Origin of the sequence: Amycolatopsis cihanbeyliensis, assembly GCF_006715045.1 — a bacterium.
Lineage (GTDB): Bacteria > Actinomycetota > Actinomycetes > Mycobacteriales > Pseudonocardiaceae > Amycolatopsis > Amycolatopsis cihanbeyliensis.
The window spans coordinates 3,616,420-3,635,346 of the sequence record NZ_VFML01000001.1 but is presented as its reverse complement, the minus strand read 5'-3'; the positions used below and the strand labels follow the sequence as shown (position 1 = coordinate 3,635,346).

Annotated in this window: 23 protein-coding genes; 14 read left to right on the top strand and 9 right to left on the bottom strand. The window is 70.5% G+C overall.

Annotated features, from left to right (window positions below; all coding sequences use genetic code 11):
- Positions 1-127: 127 nt before the first annotated feature.
- Entirely contained in the window at positions 128-505 is a 378-nt protein-coding gene (locus FB471_RS16230) for an SSI family serine proteinase inhibitor (protein WP_170220825.1), read from the bottom strand.
- Positions 506-819: 314 nt separating this feature from the next.
- Here FB471_RS16230 and FB471_RS16225 point away from each other — a divergent pair, with 314 nt between their 5' ends.
- The 11 genes from FB471_RS16225 to FB471_RS35120 all read left to right on the top strand — a co-directional run bounded on the left by FB471_RS16225 (position 820) and on the right by FB471_RS35120 (position 9,893).
- Positions 820-1,371: an RNA polymerase sigma factor gene (locus tag FB471_RS16225; RefSeq protein ID WP_170220824.1), complete on the top strand. Its 552-nt coding sequence runs from the start codon at positions 820-822 to the stop codon at positions 1,369-1,371.
- Between the two features lie 237 nt (positions 1,372-1,608).
- Positions 1,609-2,487 carry an ABC transporter ATP-binding protein gene (locus FB471_RS16220; RefSeq protein WP_142002029.1) on the top strand — a complete coding sequence of 293 codons (879 nt, stop codon included), beginning with the start codon at positions 1,609-1,611 and terminating at the stop codon, positions 2,485-2,487.
- Positions 2,484-3,338, top strand: a complete 855-nt coding sequence (locus tag FB471_RS16215; protein WP_141999264.1) for an ABC transporter permease — start codon at positions 2,484-2,486, stop codon at positions 3,336-3,338. Before FB471_RS16220 ends, FB471_RS16215 begins: the two co-directional genes overlap by 4 nt.
- Before the next feature lie 26 nt (positions 3,339-3,364).
- Positions 3,365-3,604: a helix-turn-helix transcriptional regulator gene (locus tag FB471_RS16210; RefSeq protein WP_141999262.1), complete on the top strand. Its 240-nt coding sequence runs from the start codon at positions 3,365-3,367 to the stop codon at positions 3,602-3,604.
- A 201-nt stretch (positions 3,605-3,805) separates the two neighbouring features.
- Positions 3,806-4,642: an ABC transporter ATP-binding protein gene (locus FB471_RS16205; protein WP_142002027.1), complete on the top strand. Its 837-nt coding sequence runs from the start codon at positions 3,806-3,808 to the stop codon at positions 4,640-4,642.
- Positions 4,639-5,379, top strand: coding sequence for an ABC transporter permease (locus FB471_RS16200; RefSeq protein WP_141999260.1), 741 nt, complete (start codon positions 4,639-4,641; stop codon positions 5,377-5,379). The genes FB471_RS16205 and FB471_RS16200 overlap by 4 nt, the downstream gene beginning before the upstream one ends.
- A complete protein-coding gene (locus FB471_RS16195; RefSeq protein ID WP_141999258.1) occupies positions 5,376-6,488 on the top strand; it encodes a sensor histidine kinase in 1,113 nt (370 codons plus the stop codon). The genes FB471_RS16200 and FB471_RS16195 overlap by 4 nt, the downstream gene beginning before the upstream one ends.
- Positions 6,488-7,099 carry a response regulator transcription factor gene (locus FB471_RS16190; RefSeq protein WP_141999255.1) on the top strand — a complete coding sequence of 204 codons (612 nt, stop codon included), beginning with the start codon at positions 6,488-6,490 and terminating at the stop codon, positions 7,097-7,099. Before FB471_RS16195 ends, FB471_RS16190 begins: the two co-directional genes overlap by 1 nt.
- 132 nt (positions 7,100-7,231) lie before the next feature.
- Positions 7,232-7,705: a hypothetical protein gene (locus FB471_RS16185; protein WP_141999253.1), complete on the top strand. Its 474-nt coding sequence runs from the start codon at positions 7,232-7,234 to the stop codon at positions 7,703-7,705.
- Positions 7,706-7,710: 5 nt separating this feature from the next.
- Positions 7,711-8,313, top strand: coding sequence for a DUF3558 family protein (locus FB471_RS16180; RefSeq protein WP_141999251.1), 603 nt, complete (start codon positions 7,711-7,713; stop codon positions 8,311-8,313).
- Positions 8,314-8,321: 8 nt separating this feature from the next.
- A complete protein-coding gene (locus tag FB471_RS35120) occupies positions 8,322-9,893 on the top strand; it encodes a hypothetical protein (RefSeq protein ID WP_141999249.1) in 1,572 nt (523 codons plus the stop codon).
- Positions 9,894-10,153: 260 nt separating this feature from the next.
- On the opposite strand, the gene FB471_RS16165 is transcribed toward FB471_RS35120, so the two are convergent.
- From FB471_RS16165 to FB471_RS16140, 6 genes are all read right to left on the bottom strand, one after another.
- Positions 10,154-10,813, bottom strand: a complete 660-nt coding sequence (locus tag FB471_RS16165; RefSeq protein WP_141999245.1) for a response regulator transcription factor — start codon at positions 10,811-10,813, stop codon at positions 10,154-10,156.
- A complete protein-coding gene (locus FB471_RS16160) occupies positions 10,810-11,991 on the bottom strand; it encodes a sensor histidine kinase (protein WP_141999243.1) in 1,182 nt (393 codons plus the stop codon). Before FB471_RS16160 ends, FB471_RS16165 begins: the two co-directional genes overlap by 4 nt.
- A gap of 10 nt (positions 11,992-12,001) precedes the next feature.
- Positions 12,002-12,460 (bottom strand): hypothetical protein, encoded by a 459-nt coding sequence (locus tag FB471_RS16155; protein ID WP_246076433.1) that lies wholly within the window; start codon positions 12,458-12,460, stop codon positions 12,002-12,004.
- Positions 12,457-12,636 (bottom strand): hypothetical protein, encoded by a 180-nt coding sequence (locus FB471_RS16150; RefSeq protein ID WP_211358049.1) that lies wholly within the window; start codon positions 12,634-12,636, stop codon positions 12,457-12,459. Before FB471_RS16150 ends, FB471_RS16155 begins: the two co-directional genes overlap by 4 nt.
- A gap of 228 nt (positions 12,637-12,864) precedes the next feature.
- Positions 12,865-13,764, bottom strand: a complete 900-nt coding sequence (locus FB471_RS16145) for a hypothetical protein (RefSeq protein ID WP_141999241.1) — start codon at positions 13,762-13,764, stop codon at positions 12,865-12,867.
- A 50-nt stretch (positions 13,765-13,814) separates the two neighbouring features.
- Positions 13,815-14,654, bottom strand: a complete 840-nt coding sequence (locus FB471_RS16140; protein ID WP_141999239.1) for a MerR family transcriptional regulator — start codon at positions 14,652-14,654, stop codon at positions 13,815-13,817.
- Between the two features lie 222 nt (positions 14,655-14,876).
- On the opposite strand from FB471_RS16140, the gene FB471_RS16135 reads away from it, so the two are divergent.
- Complete coding sequence (locus FB471_RS16135) at positions 14,877-15,614, top strand: D-Ala-D-Ala carboxypeptidase family metallohydrolase (protein ID WP_141999237.1); 738 nt, start codon at positions 14,877-14,879, stop codon at positions 15,612-15,614.
- A 32-nt stretch (positions 15,615-15,646) separates the two neighbouring features.
- Here the strand turns inward: FB471_RS16135 and FB471_RS16130 are convergent, their stop codons facing one another.
- The gene (locus FB471_RS16130) at positions 15,647-16,540 is read right to left on the bottom strand and encodes a LysR family transcriptional regulator (protein WP_141999235.1); all 894 of its coding nucleotides are present in this window, start codon (positions 16,538-16,540) and stop codon (positions 15,647-15,649) included.
- Positions 16,541-16,684: 144 nt separating this feature from the next.
- Here FB471_RS16130 and FB471_RS16125 point away from each other — a divergent pair, with 144 nt between their 5' ends.
- Entirely contained in the window at positions 16,685-17,539 is an 855-nt protein-coding gene (locus FB471_RS16125; protein ID WP_142002024.1) for an EamA family transporter, read from the top strand.
- A complete protein-coding gene (locus tag FB471_RS16120) occupies positions 17,536-18,168 on the top strand; it encodes an NAD(P)-dependent oxidoreductase (protein WP_141999233.1) in 633 nt (210 codons plus the stop codon). The genes FB471_RS16125 and FB471_RS16120 overlap by 4 nt, the downstream gene beginning before the upstream one ends.
- On the opposite strand, the gene FB471_RS16115 is transcribed toward FB471_RS16120, so the two are convergent.
- Positions 18,162-18,923 carry a glucose 1-dehydrogenase gene (locus tag FB471_RS16115; RefSeq protein ID WP_141999232.1) on the bottom strand — a complete coding sequence of 254 codons (762 nt, stop codon included), beginning with the start codon at positions 18,921-18,923 and terminating at the stop codon, positions 18,162-18,164. The two genes, FB471_RS16120 and FB471_RS16115, sit on opposite strands and share 7 nt — an antisense overlap.
- Between the last annotated feature and the right edge of the window lie 4 nt (positions 18,924-18,927).

Genomic DNA, 18,927 nt, shown 5'->3' with positions numbered 1-18,927 from the left:
GCACGCACTTTTGTCTCCGCCGGTCCGAGTGGGCTCTCCGGTCACCGATGATCCGGAGAGCCCCGGACGCCTTCGCGGCGATTTAACCTGAAGTGTCGTTATTGGTCACGCATCGAACCAACACGCTTCAGAAGCGGAAAATCGGTCCCTTAATCACATCCAGAACGCAATCATTGGGGAAAGTTTCCCGATACGAGATCGGCCTGCCGTCCCAGGAACCGTGCGCGGTGACCGTGAGCGGCCGATAGATCAGGTAGCACGGCCGCTGGGGTTCCAGTTCGACCGCGGCGACCTCTCCGTTCACCGCCGCGAGTTCGGCGCAGGCCGCCTCGCTCAGTGGGTGCGTTCCCCCGGCGGGCTCGCATGTCAGCACGGCTCCGGCCGCGTCGGGTCGCGCCCGCTCACCTTCGCTGATCGTCAATATGAGTACACCCTTCGACTCATCGCCGGGGAGGTCGTGCTGGCTCGCGGCCGCGGGCGCGGTACCGGCCACGATCGTCGCCATCACCGCCAGGATTGCCGGCGCGAGGCTAAGAAATCGCTTGTGAAGCATGTTCACCCTTCAACTAACGACAACTGGTCGAGAGGCGCCTTGTGGATGCCTCTACTCATGAATACGGTCCCGGCCTAATCGGCTCGCAGTGAGGAGGCTCACCGCGAGGTCTCTAGCGGGTCTCGGTTTCCCACGAACGGCGGTACGAGCGGATGGAACGGAATGACATGGTGACTGTTGAGCAACAGAGCTCGATGAGCGCGCCCCCAGAATAGTCCCGCTGCAATCCGCGGGGATTCTTGTTTGTGGTGGGCGAAGGGAAGACCGTGGCGAACAGGGGTGAGAAGAATGGCAGTGCGTTTTGCTCGGTGGAGATCGGTGAGTTCTGGCGTGAGTGCGCCCGCCTCCGGCCTGGGCTGATCAGGGCGGCCGCCAGATACGGGGTCGAGACCGAGGCGGAAGACATCGTGCACGAGGCCTTTATCCGGGCCGCCGGGCATCGTGAGCTGGACCTCGGCAGGCTGACGCCGTTCCTGGTGAGCGTGACGAAGCGACTCTGTGTTGACGATATCCGCAGGCGAGTGGCCACCCAGCAGGTCGGGACGCATCGCAGGTTGCTGCCGATGCCCCTGGTCGGTCCCGAGGAGACCGTGGTCGACCGGGAGCAGGCCCGCTGGATCATCGCCCGTTTCGGTAGGCTGAGTGAGCGGGAGTCCTTCGTCCTGTTCAGTCTGGACCAGGGTCTTTCCCATGGTGAGATCGCTCGACTACTCGGCACGACCAGGAGAGCGACCGAAAGCATTGCCAGTCGCGCCCGACGCAGGGTGCGCGACCTCATAGCCCGCCGGGCTCTACGCGACCGAGTTCCCGGCGACTGAGAGGGTTCTGGTGTGGCGTTGCAGGGGCGCCACACCAGGACTCTCCACTCACAGAGCACCACTACCTCGGAGCAGGGCCGAGGTAGTGGTGCTCTGCTATGTAGTAGGTCTGCTATCTTCGATCGTAGAATTGAGTTGAGAAGGTAGAGATCTATGACTGTTCGCGAGCTCAGCGGTTCCCACCGCGAGACGCCACCGGCCGATCCGGCGGCCGTGATCGACGTGCGTGACCTGCGGATGCGCTACGGCTCTACCGATGTACTGCACGGCGTGGACTTCACAGCGCACCGGGGGGAGGTCCTCACGCTGCTCGGCCCGAACGGTGCGGGGAAGACGACCATCATCGAGATCCTGGAGGGGTTCCGGATGCGCTCGGCGGGCACGGTCAGCGTGCTCGGCGCCGATCCGGCGAGCGCCGGCGAGGCCTGGCGGGCGCGCGTGGGCGTGGTGCTGCAGTCCTGGCGGGACCACGGACGGTGGCGGGTGCGCGAGTTGCTGCACCACCTCGGCCGGTTCTACCTGCACTTCTCCGAGCCCGGCTGCCCGCGCCCTTACGACACCGGGGAGCTCGTCGAAGCCGTCGGCCTCCAGCCGTATGCCGACCAGAAGATCAGCACACTGTCCGGGGGCCAGCGCAGGCGGCTGGACGTCGCCATCGGCATCGTCGGCCGACCCGAACTGCTGTTCCTGGACGAGCCGACCGCGGGGTTCGATCCGCGGGCCCGGCGCGACTTCCACGACCTGGTGCACCGGCTTTCCGACCTCGACGACACCACCGTGCTGCTCACCACGCACGACCTTGCCGAGGCGGAGAAGCTGGCCGATCGCATCCTGGTGCTTGCCGGCGGCCGGATCGTGGCCGGCGGCAGCGCCGACCAGCTGGCCCGGCAGGTGGCCGGCACGGCGGAGGTGCGCTGGGCCCGCGGGCAGGAGCGCTTCCTGCACGCCACGGAAGATCCGGCCGGGTTCGTCCGCGAGCTGTTCGCGCAGCACGGCGCGGAGATCACCGACATCGAGGTGCGCAAGGCCACCCTCGAGGACACCTACCTGGCGCTGGTCAGGGAGCACGAGACGGGTGGCGGCCGGGACCTGCGACTCGAGGAGGTTCGGCCATGAACAACACGCTGTACGTGATGCGACTGGGAGTGGGCCGCGGCTGGCTGGAGTTCGTCCGCGGTCTGCGCAGCCCGCAGGACATCGGCTTCTATGTCGTGCTCAGCGCGGGCATCCTCACCTACCTGCTGTTCAACCGGAACGAGCAGGTGGAAGGCACCTCGTTGTCCTTGCCCGCCGTGGCGATGCCGAGCATCCTCGGTGGCCTGGTGATCTTCGGCGGCACACTCAGCGCGGCGTACGCGCTGGCCACCGAACGCGAGGACGGCACGCTGCTGCGTTTCCGCGCCATTCCGCACGGGATGGCGGGGTTCCTGACCGGGCACGTGGTGCGGACCAGCCTGGAGGCGATACCCACCCTCGCGGTGTTGGTCATCCCCGGGTTGTTTCTCTTCGACGGGCTGATGTACAACGGGATCGCGGGTTGGCTGAGCATGCTGATCTTGCTGCTCCTCGGTCTGGTGATCGCCATTCCGTTCGGGACGATCCTCGGTTCGCTGGTCAAGGGCCCGCAGCAGGCCGGAACCTGGGGACTGCTGCCGATCATGGCGATGGTGGCCATCTCCGGGATCCTGTATCCGATCGTCCTGCTGCCGGACTGGGTGCAGTTCATCGCGCAGCTCTTCCCTGTCTACTGGCTCGGACTCGGGATGCGTGCCGCCTTCCTGCCGGATGGTGCCGTGGTGGCCGAGATCGGCGAGTCGTGGCGCCACCTGGAAACCGTCGGTGTGCTGGGTGTGTGGGCCCTGCTGGGTCTCCTCCTCGCGCCGGTGATACTTCGTCGGATGGCGCGCCGTGAGTCCGGGGCTCGGGTGCTGGAACGGAGGGAACGAGCCCTGCAACGGGTCTCGTGACGGCCGGTGAGGACAGGTACAGCAGGATGAGCGAGACCATCCACAACCGCATGGCCATGTTGCGGGCGGAACGCGGGATCTCCCGGCGCGCGCTCGCCGAGGCGCTGGGAGTGCACTACCAGACCGTGGGCTACCTGGAGCGTGGCGAGTACAGCCCCAGCCTGCACCTCGCGCTGCGGATCGCCGAGTACTTCGAGGTGCCGGTGGAGGTGATCTTCTCCATCCATCCCTTCCCCCGCCTCGGCGACACCGAGCGCTCCGCCTAGGAACTGTTCGAGAAGGTGCCCGCACAAGGTGATGCGGGGGCGCGCTCTGGGCCGAAGGCCAGCGCGCCTTCTTGAACACAGCCCGGCGTTCCGGTGCGGAGCGCCGATGACGTTTGTCATCGGGAGGGGGTGACGGGTCGGCACTACCCCGGGGTCGGCCTCGCGCGGCATCGTTCGGTGTCGATCGCGAGGGAGGAACGCATGGACCGGATCCTGCGGGCACACGGCCTGGGGCACAGCTACGGCCGGACCCGCGCACTGGACGGGGTGGATCTCGAGGTCGGCCGGGGCGAGTGCGTCGCACTGCTCGGGCCGAACGGCGCGGGCAAGACCACGCTGGTCAACCTGGTGATCGGGCTGCTGCGGGTGCAGCAGGGCAGGGTGCTGGTCGCCGGTGGTGACCCGAGGCAGGCCACCACCCGCAGGCACCTCGGCGTGATGCAGCAGTCGATGGACTTCCCGCCGACCCTCAAGGTGGCCGAACTGGTCACCGGCGCCGCCGTCCGCGGCGGCAAGAAACGCTCGGCCGCCGGGCCGGTACTGGCCCAGCTCGACCTGACCGAGCTCTCCGGGAGGCGGGCCGCGCGACTGTCCGGCGGGCAGAAGCAACGCCTACAGCTGGCGATGGCGCTGGTGAACAAGCCGGACCTGCTGGTGCTGGACGAACCGACCGCCGGGTTCGACCCCGAGGTGCGGCGGCAGTTCTGGCAGCTGATCAGGGCACTCGCCGACGGCGGGACCACCATCCTGCTCACCACGCACTACCTGGACGAGGCCGAGGCGCTTGCCGACCGGGTCACCGTGCTGTCCGGCGGAACCGTGGTGGCGCAAGGCCCACCGGCGACGCTCGGCGGCAGGCGCCGCGGGACCGCGATGGTGCGCTGGTCCGGCACGACCGGAACCGAGGAACGGGAGACCGACACCCCGGCCAGGCTGATCGGCGAGCTGTTCGCCATCGAGGGTGAACTGCCCGGACTGACCGTGACCAGGCCCAGCCTGGAGGACACCTACCTGGAACTGATTGGACAGGGCGCATGAACGCACGGATCTTTCGGGTCGAGGCCGCCGACGAGCTTCGCGCCATCCTCCGCGAGCCGACCGCGCTGTTCTTCTCCATCCTGATGCCGGTGGCATTCTTCGCGCTGTTCGTCTCGATCTTCGGCAACCGGCCGGTCGGCGGGGACGTTCCGAACGGCACTCGCATGGTGGCCACCTTCGGCACCTTCGCCGTGCTCGCGGTGACCATGCTCAACCCGGGCATCACGGTCGCGCAGGACCGGGAGATCGGCTGGCTGCGTGCGAAGCGGGTCTCCGCCGTGCCGGTGGGCCTGACGCTGACGGCCAAGCTCGTCGCGGCCCTGCCCTACGCGGCCGGGGTGCTGGCGGTGCTGGCGGTGACCGCGGCGCTCACCGGGTCGTTGCAGGCGTCGGTAGGGGAACTGCTCCGGATCGGCGGTGTCCTCGTGCTCGGGTCGCTGCCGTTCGCCCTGCTCAGCCTCGCCGTCGGCTTCCGCGCCAGGGCCAACACCGCTGCCGCCGTGCTGAACGCCGTCCTGCTCCCGCTGGCCGTGCTGTCCGGGCTGTGGATGCCGCTGGAGATCCTGCCGGGGTTCGTCGAGCACCTGGCGCCCTACCTGCCCACCTACCACCTGGCGCAACTGGCGCTGTCCCAGCTCGGTGCGGGCGCGGCCGCCGGGCACGTACTGGTGCTGCTCGCAACGGCCGTGGTGGCGGCGGGGCTGGCCGGGCTGTCGTATCGTCATGCGCGCCTATGAACACCGATCGCGCCCCCGGGACGGCCGCCACCTGCGCGGGCGAGTTGTGGCGGGCCTCGAACTTGGTACATCTCATCTACCTGGTGTTCCCGTTCTTCCAGCCGTTCTTCGACCCGCATGCCGCGGTCGCGGACTGGGTGCTCGCCGCCGGGGTCGTGCTCGCCTTCCTGCCGCTGTACGTGCTGCTGATCCTGCGCCCCGACCGGTTCCGGCTCTGGTGCGCCTGCGCCACCCTGCTGGGGGCCGGCGCGGTCCCGTTCAACAGCGGCACCTCCGTGGTGTTCGTCTACGCCGGTGCCTTCGCCGCGCTGTACGAGAGCAGGCCGAACACCTGGCGCTGGCTGGGTGGGCTCACCGTGCTGAGCGGCCTGCTGTTCGCGGTTTCCACGGTGCCGATGGCCGGCAGGCTGCCCGGTTCGATCCCGTCCGTGGTCTTTCTCTGGGTCATCGGCCTGATTCAGATCGACAACGGGGCCAAGGAACGGGAGGCGACGGCGCTGCGGGTGGACAAGGCGCGCAGCGAGCATCTGGCCACCTTGGCCGAGCGGGAACGGATCGCGCGGGACCTGCATGACCTGATCGGCCACTCGTTGACCGCGGTGATCGTGCGGGCCCAGCTGGTCGGCCAGCTGGCCGCCGCCGATCCGGAACGCGCGAGCGGCGAGGCCGCCGAGATCGAGCGGACCGCTCGCGAGGCGCTCTCCGAGGTCCGCAGCACCGTCAGCGGCTGGCGCTCGGTGAGTATCGAGGACGAGATCGAGTCGGCCCGGGCGGCGCTGGGTAGCGTCGGGGTGGAGCTGACCGTGCGGAAGGAACCCGGCCTCACCCTGGTGAGCGGCACCGAGCACGCGCTGGCGCTGGCGCTGCGCGAGGCGGTCACCAACGTGGCGCGGCACGCCGGTGCCCGCACCTGCCACGTCAGTATCGGCAGGCAGGACGGTGAGGTGCGGCTGGTGGTGGCCGATGACGGGGTCGGCGGCAGGGTCCGCGAGGGCAACGGGCTCGGCGGGATGCGTGAACGGATCGCCGCGATCGGCGGCCGGGTGCAGCTACGCGGTTCGGCTGGCACCACCGTCACCGTCGGTGTGCCGACCGAGGTGGCCACCTGATGTCCGAGCCGATCACGGTGGTACTCGCCGAGGACCAGGGCATGGTGCTCGGCGCGTTCGCCTCGCTGCTGGACCTGCAGCCGGACATCGAGGTGGTGGCGACCGCGGCGGACGGGGACGAGGCACTCGCGGCCGTGGACCGGCACCGGCCGGATGTGCTGCTCACCGACATCGAGATGCCCGGACGTTCCGGGCTGGACCTGGCCGCGGAGCTGAACCGGCGAGGCTCCGGCGTGCGGGTCCTGATCGTCACCACCTTCGCCCGCGGTGGCTACCTGCGCCGGGCGATGGAGGCGGATGTCGCCGGCTACGTGCTCAAGGACGCCCCGGTCGGTGATCTGGTCACGGCATTACGCCGGGTACACGCCGGCGAGCGGGTGGTGGCGCCCGAGCTGGCGATGGCCGCATGGGACTCGGCGGACCCGCTCACCGAGCGTGAGCGGGAGTTGCTCGGCGTGGTTCTGGACGGCGCGACCAACACCGAGATCGCCACCCGCCTGCGGCTGGCCGATGGCACGGTGCGGAACTACCTGTCCTCGGCCATGGCCAAGCTCGGTGCCCGCAACCGCACCGAGGCGGCCCGGATCGCCAGGGACCGGGGTTGGCTGTGAGCCGGAACCGGGCGTGCGTCCGATGCGTCATACTGGCCGGGATCGGTGATCCGGCCGAATCGTGGGTACACCGGGTGACCGGCTAGTAGGCTGTACGGCCGAGGCAACCAGCGCGAGGAGTGGGGCGAAGCGATGGCGGTATTCGAGGCGGATCCGGGTCAGTCCGCTGCGGTGGGCGTCGGGATGGGCGTCGGTGCGGTCGCGGACGCGACCATGGCCCGTTCCTTCAACGCGGCGAACGTCGAGGCGGCTACCAGGCAAGCGGACAAGATGCTCACGGCGGCCAAGGCGGGGCGCTTCCGGATCTCCGAGCGCGGCGTCGCGCCGCTGACCGAGGCGATCGACGAGGTCATGTCGAGACTCAACGACCGGATCTGGAACAGCCAGAAGCTGACTCAGCTGCCGAAGCTGGGTGGGCATCAGTACGGGCAGCAGGTGGCCCAGCACGACCAGCAGAGCGGCGCCGGTGAGCGAGGCGCCGCCGAGGCGCTGAAGCAGTACCGGGGGGTCCTCGAAAAGGTGCGGGAAGCGCTGGAGCAGGCATCCAAGCGCTACCGCGAGACCGAGGACGCCCAGGTGGACGCCATGGGCAAGGGAGCGTCCTGAGTACGATGCGCACCGTACTCAAGTACACCGCGCCGCCGTTGCTGGCGGCGGCGCTGGTGCTGGCAGGCTGCTCGGGTGGCACGGAGGAAGGTAGCGCCGTACCCTCCGGCGACGGCGCCGGGCAGCCGCCCCCCGGCAGCACCTCCGCGCCCGGTGAGACCGGTACCCCGAACGGCGGCGCGGCCGCCTCGCTCGACCCGTGCGAGCTGCTCAGCCCGGCCGAGCTCGCCTCGATCGGCGAGTTCGAGGCGGGGGAGCCGAACGATCTCGGCGGGATACCCGGCTGCGTCTGGTTCAAGCCGAAGGGCGCCGACGACCTGATGGGGATCGGCATCGATGTGTACGCCGAGCACGGGCTGGCCGCTGTCAACGCCACCGGCGCGGGGAAGATCCCCGGCAAGGTGAGTGGTGGGGACCGGAAGATCCTGAAGGTGCCGCACCCCGCCGGGGGGAACTGCATGTACGCGCTCGAGCTGAGCCCCTCGTCCAGGGTGGACGTGTCGGTCACCGGCATCACCGAGGCGCGCGGCGGGGCCGAGCGGGCCTGCGAGATCACCGACCAGGTCACCGCGATCGTCGAACCGAAGCTTCCGGAACCGGAGGGGTAGGGACCATCATGACCACGCAACCTTCCGTGCAGGCCGGCGCGCAGACCGGCCTCTACGACGCGCTCGTCTCGCACCCGACCGAGCAGGGCCAGCAGGACTTCGTGGACGGCCTCTCGCCGCAGCAGCGGGAGGAGCTCTACGTCGCCGCGGAGCAGGCCCAGGCGAACGGCCAGGGCGGGATCTTCGGCGGGATCTTCGCGCAGCTGGCGGCCGGCTCGCGCGGGCGGGACCGCAGCATGGAGCAGAGCGAGCAGGTGGTGCGGGAGGCGGGCCCGGACACGGAGTACGTGCAGGGGCTGTCCCCGACCGACGCCCGCTACGAGGGTGTCCCGCACGCCGAGCTGTTCCGCTACGTGTCCACCGACCTGGACGCGGACCAGGTCGACGAGATCTCCACCGAGTACCACGAGCTGTCCACGTTCTTCTCCGATTCGGCCCGGGACCTGCGCGAGGCGATGACGAAGTCGGAGTCGGAGTGGGAGGGCGAAGCCGCCGACGAGGCCCGTGGCTTCATCAAGGGCCTCTCCACCTGGTCGGACGGGAACTCGGAGAACGCGCGGGTCGCCTCGGAAACCCTCTACCAGCAGAGCAACGCCGCGGTGACGGCGAAGAACTCCATGCCGGAAGAGGTCCCGTTCAGCTGGGACCAGGAGATGAAGAAGTGGGCGGGCAGCCCCTTCGGCATGGTCACCGGCGTGCAGGAAAGCATGGACAGGTACCGGCAGAGCCAGGAGGCGCACGCCCAGGCCGCGCAGGTGATGAACTCCTACGACGGGGACCTGTACCAGGCCGCGTCCAAGCAGCCGGTGTTCGCCGAGCCGCCGACGTTCGGCAGCGGTGGTGCCGAAGGCGGGATCACCCGCCCGCAGCCGGGCGCGATCAACGACCAGCAGCGGATCCCACCGCAGCCGGGTGGCGGCACCGATGCCTCCGGCTACGGCGGCTCCATCCCACCCGGGGGCGGTGGCGGTGGGTCCATTCCGAACATCAACGGCCCGGGTGCCGGTGGCGGCGGTGGCGGTGGCGGTGGCGGTGGGGGTTCCTACCCGCCGGGTGGCGGTGTCATGCCACCGCTGGCGCCCGGCCGCAACACCGGCGTGGCCAACCCCGGCAACAACTCCACCACGCCCTCCTACCGGTCGACGCCCGTCACCAGCTCGAACATCCCTTCGCGCGGTACCTCGGGTGGTTTCGGTGGTATGGGTCCCGTGCCGATGGGTGGCATGGGTGGCGCCGGCGGGTTCGGCCCCGGCGGCGGCGAGTACAACAGCAAGATCGGCCGCGGCGGTGGCTTCGGGCCCGGTGGCGGGGCGGCCTCCGGCGGGGCGACCCCGGGAGCCGGGGCGCAGTCCGGGATGGCCAAACCAGGCGGGGTCGGCGGTGCCGTGCCCGGTGGTGCGGCGGCGGCCGGTGCGGCCGGCGGCCGCGGTGGCCCGATGGGTGGTGCCATGGGCGGCGGCAGGGGTGGCCAGGGCAGCGAGGACCAGGAGCACCAGCGGCCTTCCTACCTGGTCGAGGGCGACCCGGACTCGGTGTTCGGTACCGACCAGCGCACCGCTCCGCCGGTGATCGGCGAGTAGCCACCGGCCACGCCGGTCACATAGCGAAGCGGGCATATATCACTCGTCGAGCGGTGTCCCGCCGCGCACGCGGGGCCTACCGTCGCCAGGTGGCGGGGGTGCCGCGTGTTCGAGGAAGGTGATCAGGATGGGTGGCTGTGGATGTGGCTGTAGCAACTGCACCGGCCCCGGTTGCGGCTGCTGCGGCGGTTGCCAGTTCGCCCGGGGATAGCTGAACGGCGCGTTCGGGAAGCCTTGCCGCCCGGCCACCCTGGGCCGGCTCACCCCTCGCCGGGGGTGATCAGTCCGGTCTCGTAGGCGATGCCGACCAGCTGGGCGCGGTCGCGGGCGCCGAGCTTGGTGAGCAGCCTGCCGACGTGCGTGCGGGCGGTGGCCGGGCTGATGACCAGCGCGGCGGCGATCTCCCCGTTCGACTCGCCTGCCCCGACCCTGGCCAGCACCTGCCGCTCCCGTTCGGTCAGCGGGTCGAGCCGGGCGGCGTCCGGAGCCCTGGCGCCCGCCGCGGCGGCCCGCATGACCCGCCGGGTGACGGCGGGCGAGAGCAGCGCGTCCCCGCGGGCCACGATCCGCACCGCCTCCCGCATCTCCTCCGGGCTGGTGTCCTTGAGCAGGAAACCCGCTGCCCCGGCCCGCACCGCGTCCAGGATGTGCTCGTCGGTGTCGAAGGTGGTGAGCACCACCACCTGTACCTCGCGCAGCTCCGGGTCCGCCACGATCCGCCGGGTCGCCGCCAGGCCGTCGCCCCCGGGCATGCGGATGTCCATCAGCACGACGTCGGGTCGTTTCCTGGCGACCAACTCGACCCCGGCGTCCCCGCTGTCCGCGTCCCCGGTCACCGTGATGTCCTCGGCGCGTTCCAGCAGCGCGCGCAACCCTTCCCGGACCAGGTGCTGGTCATCGACGAGCACCACGCGGATCATGCCTGCTCCGGTATCCGTGCCTGGACCAGGAAACCACCGCCCGGCCGCGGCCGGGCGCGCAGCTCCCCGCCGAGCAGCGCGAGCCGCTCGCGCATCCCGACGATGCCCCAGCCCGCCGAGTCCGGCTGCTGGCCGGATCCCCGGCCGTCGTCTTCGATCCGTAGCACCACGGCATCCTCACGGTAGTCCAGTTCGATGTGCACGGTACGGGCATCGGCGTGGCGCAGCACGTTGCTCAGTGCCTCCTGGACCACCCGGTAGGCGGTGGCGTCCGAAATGGCCGGTAGCGGAGCCGGGCTGCCGGTGGTGCGCACCCGCACCCGGAGCCCCGCAGCGGTGGCGGTGTCGACCAACTCGGCCAGCCGGTCCAGGCCGGGGGCCGGCACATGTGCACCATCGGTGCCGCGCAGCGCACCCAGGGTCGCCCGCAGCTCCCGCACCACATCGCTGCAGGCCGTGCGGGCCGAGACCAGCGAGCGTTGCGCGGTGTCCGGATCGTCCCGCAACGCCTCCCTGGCGACGTCGGTATGCAGCGAGATGATCGAAACCGTGTGCGCCAGCAGGTCGTGCAGGTCCCGCGCGATCCGCAGGCGTTCCTGCTCCACCTTCCGTGCCGCCTCCCGCTCGCGTTCCAGCTCCGCCGCGCGTGCCTGCTTGCCCAGCTCGGCACGCCAGTTGCGGCGGGACCGTACCCCGTCGCCGAGGGCGATGACGGTCGCCATCAGGCCCGCCGAACCGGCGAACTCGAAGCCGAGCAGGTACGCGAGATCGTCACCTTCGCTGATCCGCACCGCGGTGGAGATCAGCAGCAGTGCCCCGGCCGTGCCGATCGCCCAGTACAACCTGCCCTGTTCGGCCGCCGAGTACAGCGCGGCCGCCACCGGCACGGCCAGCCCTACCGGTGGGTAGTCCAGCATGTAGTAGACGATCAACGCGGCCGCGGTGACCAGCAGGGTGCCGACCGGCCAGCGGCGGCGCAGCAGCATCAGGGAGCCGAGCAACGCGCCGAAGGCGTAGGCTGCCGGGCTCGGGGAGCTCCCCTCCACCTCGAGGTTCGCGGTGATCGCGGTGCCGACCACGACCAGCACCAGCATGCCGAGCCCGATGTCGAAGGCGAGCCCGCGGCGCGCGCCTTGCGGCTCGTTGCTCGTGGACAGTCCGATCAGGACACTCCTCACGTCGGTTCCACTACTGTGGACGGAAACCGGGGATCAGCCTGGCGAGCACCCAGCAGACCGCGCCGGTTGCCGCGCCCACCGCGAGCCCGGTGACCAGGCTGCTGCCGAACGCGAAAACCCGCAGCAGCACGCCCTCGGCAGCCGGTGCCAGCACCCCCGCGAGGTTACCGCCGAGGCTCGGTGGCGCGTCCCCGAAGGCCGCTGTCCACAGCAGCTGGTGGGTCACCGCGAGCAGCACGCCGTACACCAGGCCGACGGTGAGCAGCGTGCGTAGCGGGTTCGGCACGCGTTGCCACAGTACGACGGCCGCCCAGGCGGCGATCGGCAGGAACACCAGCACGGCGTTCACCACCGGGCCGACCAGGCTCAGGTCGTGTGCGACCACCCGCGGTACCCCGAGGGCGGCCAGCCCACCGGCAAGCAGCGGGGAGATCCCCAGCCGCTCTCGCATCCTGCCCTTCGTGGTCACCGGTGCACCTCCAGCGCGCGCTCGGTGTGGAAGCGCAGGAACGCGGCGAACGCCAGCGTGGCGGTGACCGCGCTCATCGTGAGGCGCACCCAGTGGCCGGTCTCGAACTCGAAGGCGACCATCGCTATCCAGACGTACGCGGCCGAGACCGCGAACCGGATCCGTTCTTTGTGCATCGGTGCTCCGATCGGAACGGGAGATCAGGACACCAGGGAAGCTACGGTCCGGACCGCGGCCCGGTCGTCGGCTTGGGCGCTCGAACCGCGTACGCGTTTCGACGTACTCCCGCAGCCCGCGGGTACGTCAGCCGTGCTTGCTCCCCACGTACGTGTGTTTGCCCTCCACGTACCCGAGTTTGCTCCCCACGTACCCGAGTTTGCCGTTCCCGTACCCGAGTTGGCAGGCTACCGGCGGGCCGAGCCCGGTTCCCTTCCGTTCGCCCGCAGAATCCGCACCGCCCGCACGGTGGCCCAGCCGCGCCACTCCAGCGCGCTCGCCGCGGAGAACGCACCCCAGTCGACATCCCAGCCACCGTCCCCGTGCTGCTCGGCGGCGAGCCGGTCCAGCTCGGCCTCGACCAGGTCGTCCGGGAAGAACCGGCGCAGCGGCCTGCCCGGCTCCGGGGTGAAGTCGAGTGGGTGCATGGCCTCGTTCTCGACTCCGCCCTCGACCGCCATCGAACCGGAGACCGGGATGAACCCGCCGAGCCTGCACAGTTCGCCGTCCGCCTCGGGCACCACCTCGTGCACGGCGTCCAGGAACTGCAGGGCGAACCGGAACTCCAGCGCGTGCCAGCGGCCGTCCAGCTCCCTGATCCGGCGTAGCGAGTACCCGGTCGCGGTGGCCAGCCACTCGTGCTCGCGCACCGCCTGGTCGTGCCTGCCGACCCGGTGCGCGATTCCGGCCAGCATGCTGGTCATATGCAGGGAAGAAGCGTTCGGATCGGTGTGCACGAAGAACGGCGCGCAGCCGGCGGGGTCGGCGATCGGCAGCCCGAACGGCAGCCCGCCGTCCGGCAGGGTGATCGAGCCGAGCCAGTCGCACAGCAGCGCAGCCTCCGGCGCGGTGTCCGGACCGATCTCCTCGAACACCTCGAAGGCGTGCAGCGCGGTCACCGGCTGACTGCTCGCCGACCGCAGGTCCGGTTCGAGCCCGCTGCCGTAGCCGCCGCCGGCGTTGCGGTACGCGGCCAGTGCGGCCAGTACGGGAGCGGAGCCGCCGCCGGTGCACAGCTCGAACCGGCGGCGGTCCAGCAGCCGGGCGTGTGTGGCCAGAAACCGGCTGATCAGGTCGATGTCGTCCATGGCAGCCATGATGGCCGGAACTCGGCCCGGTTTCTTGAACGGAACGGTCGTCAGGTCCCCGCGTGCTCCCGCACGGGCACGACCGGCTCCTGCAGTTCCGTCACCCAGGTCGCGGGGTCGCCGTCGCCGTAGTGCGGGTAGTACTCCCGGTTGTAGCCGGTCGAACGGTAGCCGCCTGCCTCGATCCAGCGGGCCAGCGCCTGCACGGTCGGTATCACGGCGTCCATCGAGCCCTGGTGCACGATGGTGGCCGCCTGCTCGATGGGTGGCAGGTCCACGATCGTGAAGTCGTGCTCGGCGCTCGGCTCGGCGTTCACCGGGACCGCGGCATGCACCAGGACACCGCCGTCCGCGGCGTCCTCGTAGTAGGCGATCGTCGGCCCGGCCGGGGCGAGCCCGGCACGTTCCACCGCTGCCAGCAGCTCCGGGTAGAGCGGCTGGATCACCGGCCCGATCGACTCGGGCTCGAAGCTGGTCGCGGTCCCGGTCAGCTCGGCCACCCGGACCCCGGGAATGCGCTTGATCTGTATGTCGGCTGTGGACATGGCGCCCTCACTCTCGATGAGCAGGAGTCTCGCCTCGACCTGGCTCAGCCGCGCCAGGTCCGCGGCGATCCGGTCGGCCAGCTCGGCCTGGCGTAGCCGTAGCATCCCGCGCAGCTGCTCCGCGCTCACCGCGTCGTCGATGATGGACTGGACCTGCTCCAGCGTGAAGCCCAGTTCCTTCAGCGCCACGATCCGGTTGAGCCGGGACAGTTGGGTAGCGTCGTAGGACCGGTAGCCGGTGGACGGGTCAACCTGGGCCGGGCGTAGCAGCCCGAGCCGGTCGTAATGCCGCAACATCCGTACCGATACCCGGCCGTGCCTGGCGAAATCTCCGATACTGAACATGACGCCTCCGGTTCTAGAGTCTGACACGGTGTCAGGGTCAAGCGGGCACTGCCGCGCAGGTGATCGTGGACGGACGGCGTGCGGCTCGCATTCCGGGTTTGGCTTTGTTCAGGAAAAGGTTGGCGGACGCGTCCGGTCGGGGACGGAACGGGCATTCCATTGACTCGGTACCGGTGGTACTGGAACCTGCCGGTGTCACTCGTTCCGGCAAGGGAGATCGTCATGCACGGACGTATCACCAGGCTGCTCGTCGCGCTGCTGGTCGGCCTCGGGACCTCGGTCGTGGGTGGCACCCTGGTCGCCACGCCGGCCCAGGCGGACGGTTGCTACACCTGGGGGCGCACCCTGTCGGAGGGTGCTTCCGGAAGCGACGTACGGCAGCTACAGATCCGGGTGTCCGGCTACCCGGGCTACGGCAAAGCCATCGCCATCGACGGGGCGTACGGCCCGGCGACCAAGGCCGCGGTCACCCGGTTCCAGCGTGCCTACGGCCTCGGCGTCGACGGGATCGCCGGCCCGGAGACCTTCGGCAAGATCTACGCGTTGCAGGACAACGACTGCACCCCGGTGAACTTCTCCTATGCCGAGCTGAACAACTGCAACTCGAGCTGGGCGGGCGGCCGGGTCTCCGCCGCGCGGGCCAAGTCGAACGCGCTGGTCTCGATGTGGAAACTGCAGGCCATGCGGCACGCCCTCGGCGACCAGCCGATCCGGGTGACCAGCGGGTTCCGCAGCGTCGCGTGCAACAACCGGGTCGGCGGCGCCCCGAACAGCAGGCACCTCTACGGCGACGCCGCTGACCTCGGTGCCGGCCCGCACTCACTGTGCACTTTGGCCAAACGCGCCCGGTACCACGGCTTCCGCGGGATCCTCGGTCCCGGCTTCCCAGGGCACAACGACCACATCCACGCCGACTACCGCTCCAGCCGGTACTGGGACGCACCCAACTGCGGCATCTGACCGGCGCGCCCGGCGCTCACCCGGCGGACGGCTCACCGGACCGGTGGCGCCTCGGCGTCCGGGATGTCCAGCAAGGAGCAGAAGGCGTCCGCAGCCGGGGTCAGGCCGGATCGGCTCCATGCCAGGTACTCGACCCGGCCGGGAGCATCGGTGACCGGCACGGTGACCACCCCGCGGAGCCGGGGGGTGTAGGTGGAGGGGAGTAGCGCCACCCCGAGGCCCTGCCGGACCAGGGCCGCCATCAGGTCCGCGGCGGTGACCTCGAGGGCAACCTCCCGGTCGATGCCAGCCGCGGCGAAGGCCTCATCGGACTGGGCGCGCCCGGCCGTCCCGGCCGGAAAGTCGACGAACACCTCGGTCGCCAGCCGGGCCAGGCTGACGTCCGGCTCCCCGGTGAGGGGATGCTCCGGGGCGAGCACGGCGACGAGCCGGTCCCTCGCCAGTTCGCGGTAGTGGACCCCACGGGGATGCGCGGTGGCGGGCAGCCCGAGGAAGGCGAGGTCGACCTCGCCCCCGGTGACCAGCTCGACTAGCTCCTTGCTGCCTGCCGCCCGCAGGCCGATCCGTACCCGGGGGTAGCGCCGGTGGAAGTCCTGCAGCACAACCGGGATGTCCACCGCGGCGACCGTGGGGATCACGCCGAGGGTGAGCCTGCCCCGTACCTCGCCGACGGCCGCTGCCACCTCGGCTGCCGCGCGCTCGGCGGCGTCCAGGCACTGCCGGGCGGACGGGAGGAAGGACTCGCCCGCGGGGGTCAGCCGAACCCGGCGACTGGTGCGGTCGAACAGCTTCGCGCCCAGCTCCCGTTCCAGGCGCGCGACCTGGTGGCTGAGCGCCGACTGGACCACGAGGCAGCGCTCGGCGGCCCGGGTGAAGCTGCCCGTCTCGGCAATGGCCAGCACGTAGCGCAGCTGTTGAAGCTCCATTGATCCATCTTGAATCACGATTGGTCACTTGATAAACATGCATTGGACTCATTGATCGGCTCGGCCGAGACTGAATTCGTGACAACATCGACGATCTCCGCATCGGCCGGCCTCGGGCGTGCGCCCGGGACACTGGCCAACACCATGGCCACGGCGTTCGCACCCGCGGTGTGGGGCACCACCTACGTGGTCACCACCGAACTGCTGCCGCAGGGGCATCCGTTGTTCGCCGGGCTGCTGCGCGCCCTGCCCGCCGGCCTGATCGCCCTGGCGGTCAGCAGGACGCTGCCAAGGGGAAGGTGGTGGGCGAAGGCGGCCGTGCTCGGCGTGCTGAACATCGGCCTGTTCTTCCCGCTGCTGTTCGTGGCGGCCGAGCGGCTGCCCGGCGGCGTTGCCGCCACCCTCGGCGCGGCAACGCCGCTCGTCGTCGCCGCGCTGGCGGTGCCGATCCTGCGCGAGAAGCCCTCCGCGTGGCGGTTCGGCTGGGGCATGCTCGGGGTGGTGGGCGTCGGGCTCGTGGTACTCGGCCCCAGTGCGGGCTTCGACCTGGCAGGAGTCCTTGCCGGCCTCGGCGGCGCGGCCGCGATGGCGCTCGGCGTGACCCTGACCAAACACTGGGGGCGCCCGCCCGGGGCGAGCCCAGCCGCCTTCGCCGCATGGCAACTCACCGCTGGCGGCCTGTTCCTGTTGCCGGTCACCTTCCTGTTCGAGGGCGCTCCACCGGCCATCGACGCGCCCGCCGCCCTTGGCTACCTCTGGCTCGGCCTGGTCGGCGGCCTGCTCGCCTACCTGCTGTGGTTCCGCGGCATCGCCCTGCTGCCCGTCACCTCGGTCGCCCTGCTCGGCCCGCTCTCCCCGATCGTGGCCGCGCTGCTCAGTGCCGTCCTGCTTGGCGACACCTTCGGCCCCGGCCAGCTCCTGGGATTCGCGCTGGCGCTCGCCGGGATCGTCGCCGGGCAGTTCTCCACCCGCCCTCGCACTGAAAGGACAAGCCGATGAGGATCGCCGTCGTCGGAGCCACCGGTATGGTTGGCTCCCGGGTCACCCGCGAGGCCGCGCGCCGGGGACACCAGGTCACCGCCGTCTTCCGCGGTGAGCAACCGGACGACCTGCCCCCTGGCGTCACGGTCGGCCGGGGCGATGCGAGCGACCGCGAGCGGATGACCGGCCTGCTCGCTGGAACCGAGGCCATCGTGGTCGCCACCCGGCCGGGCCCCGGCAGTGAGCACACCGTCCGCCCCACCACCACGGCACTGCTCGACGTGGCCGCGGCAGCCGGAACCCGCGTGCTGGTCGTCGGCGGGGCAGGCCCGCTGCGCTCTCCACGGGATCCTGGCAGGCTCGTCCTGGACGACCCCGAGTACGTGCTCCCGGCATGGCGGGCCATCGCGGCCGCCAGTGTGGACCAGTTGGATGCCTGCCGGGCCCACCCCGCCGACTGGGTGTACCTCAGCCCGCCCGCCGTGCTCGAACCCGGTCGGCGCACCGGGAGGTACCGGCGCGGCGAGACCACGCTGGTCACCGCCGCGGACGGCTCCTCCCGGATTTCCGCCGAGGATCTCGCCGTGGCACTGCTGGACGAGCTGGAGAACCCGGGAGGAACGCGGCGCATCGCGGTCGGCTACTGAGTCCCCGCGGCGACCAGGCCGCCGTCGATGATCAGGTCCTGGCCGTTGACATAGGACGCGTCCGCCGAAGCGAGGAAAGCGACGGCGTCCGCCACCTCCTCGGCGGTGCCGATCCGGCCCGACGCCACCGCGGCGGCGACCCCGGCATGCGCCTCGGCGGGGATGTTCTCGTGGAACATCGGGGTTCCGATGTAGCCGGGGCTGACCGAGTTGACCCGGATCCCCCGGTGTCCGAGCTCGGCGGCGAGGGTGTGTGCCAGGTTGTGCACCGCGGCCTTGGTCGCCGCGTAGAGCGAGGCGCCGGGCAGTCCGCGGTGGACGGTCCAGGACGCGTTGAGCACGATCGCCGCCCGCTCGGACAGCAGCGGCAGCGCCTTCTGGACGGTGAAGAACACGCCCTTGACGTTGATGTCCAGCACGCGGTCGAACTCGGCCTCGGTGATCTCCCCGTTCGGCAGGAAGGTGGCGACACCCGCGTTGGCGAATACCACGTCCAGCCGCCCGTGCCGGTCCCGGATCGTGGCCATCAGCGTGTCGAGGTCGGCGAGCCTCGCCACGTCGTTGGGAACGGCGAGGATCCGGTCGCCGCCACCCAGTTCGGCAACGGCGGCGTCCAGCCTCGTCCGGTCCCTGCCGGTGATGACCACCCGCGCACCCTCGGCCAGCAGCAGCCGCGCGGTCGCCAGGCCCATGCCACTCGTGCCGCCGGTGATCAATGCGACCCTGTCGTCGAAGCGAGAAACGTTGTGCGTCATGGGA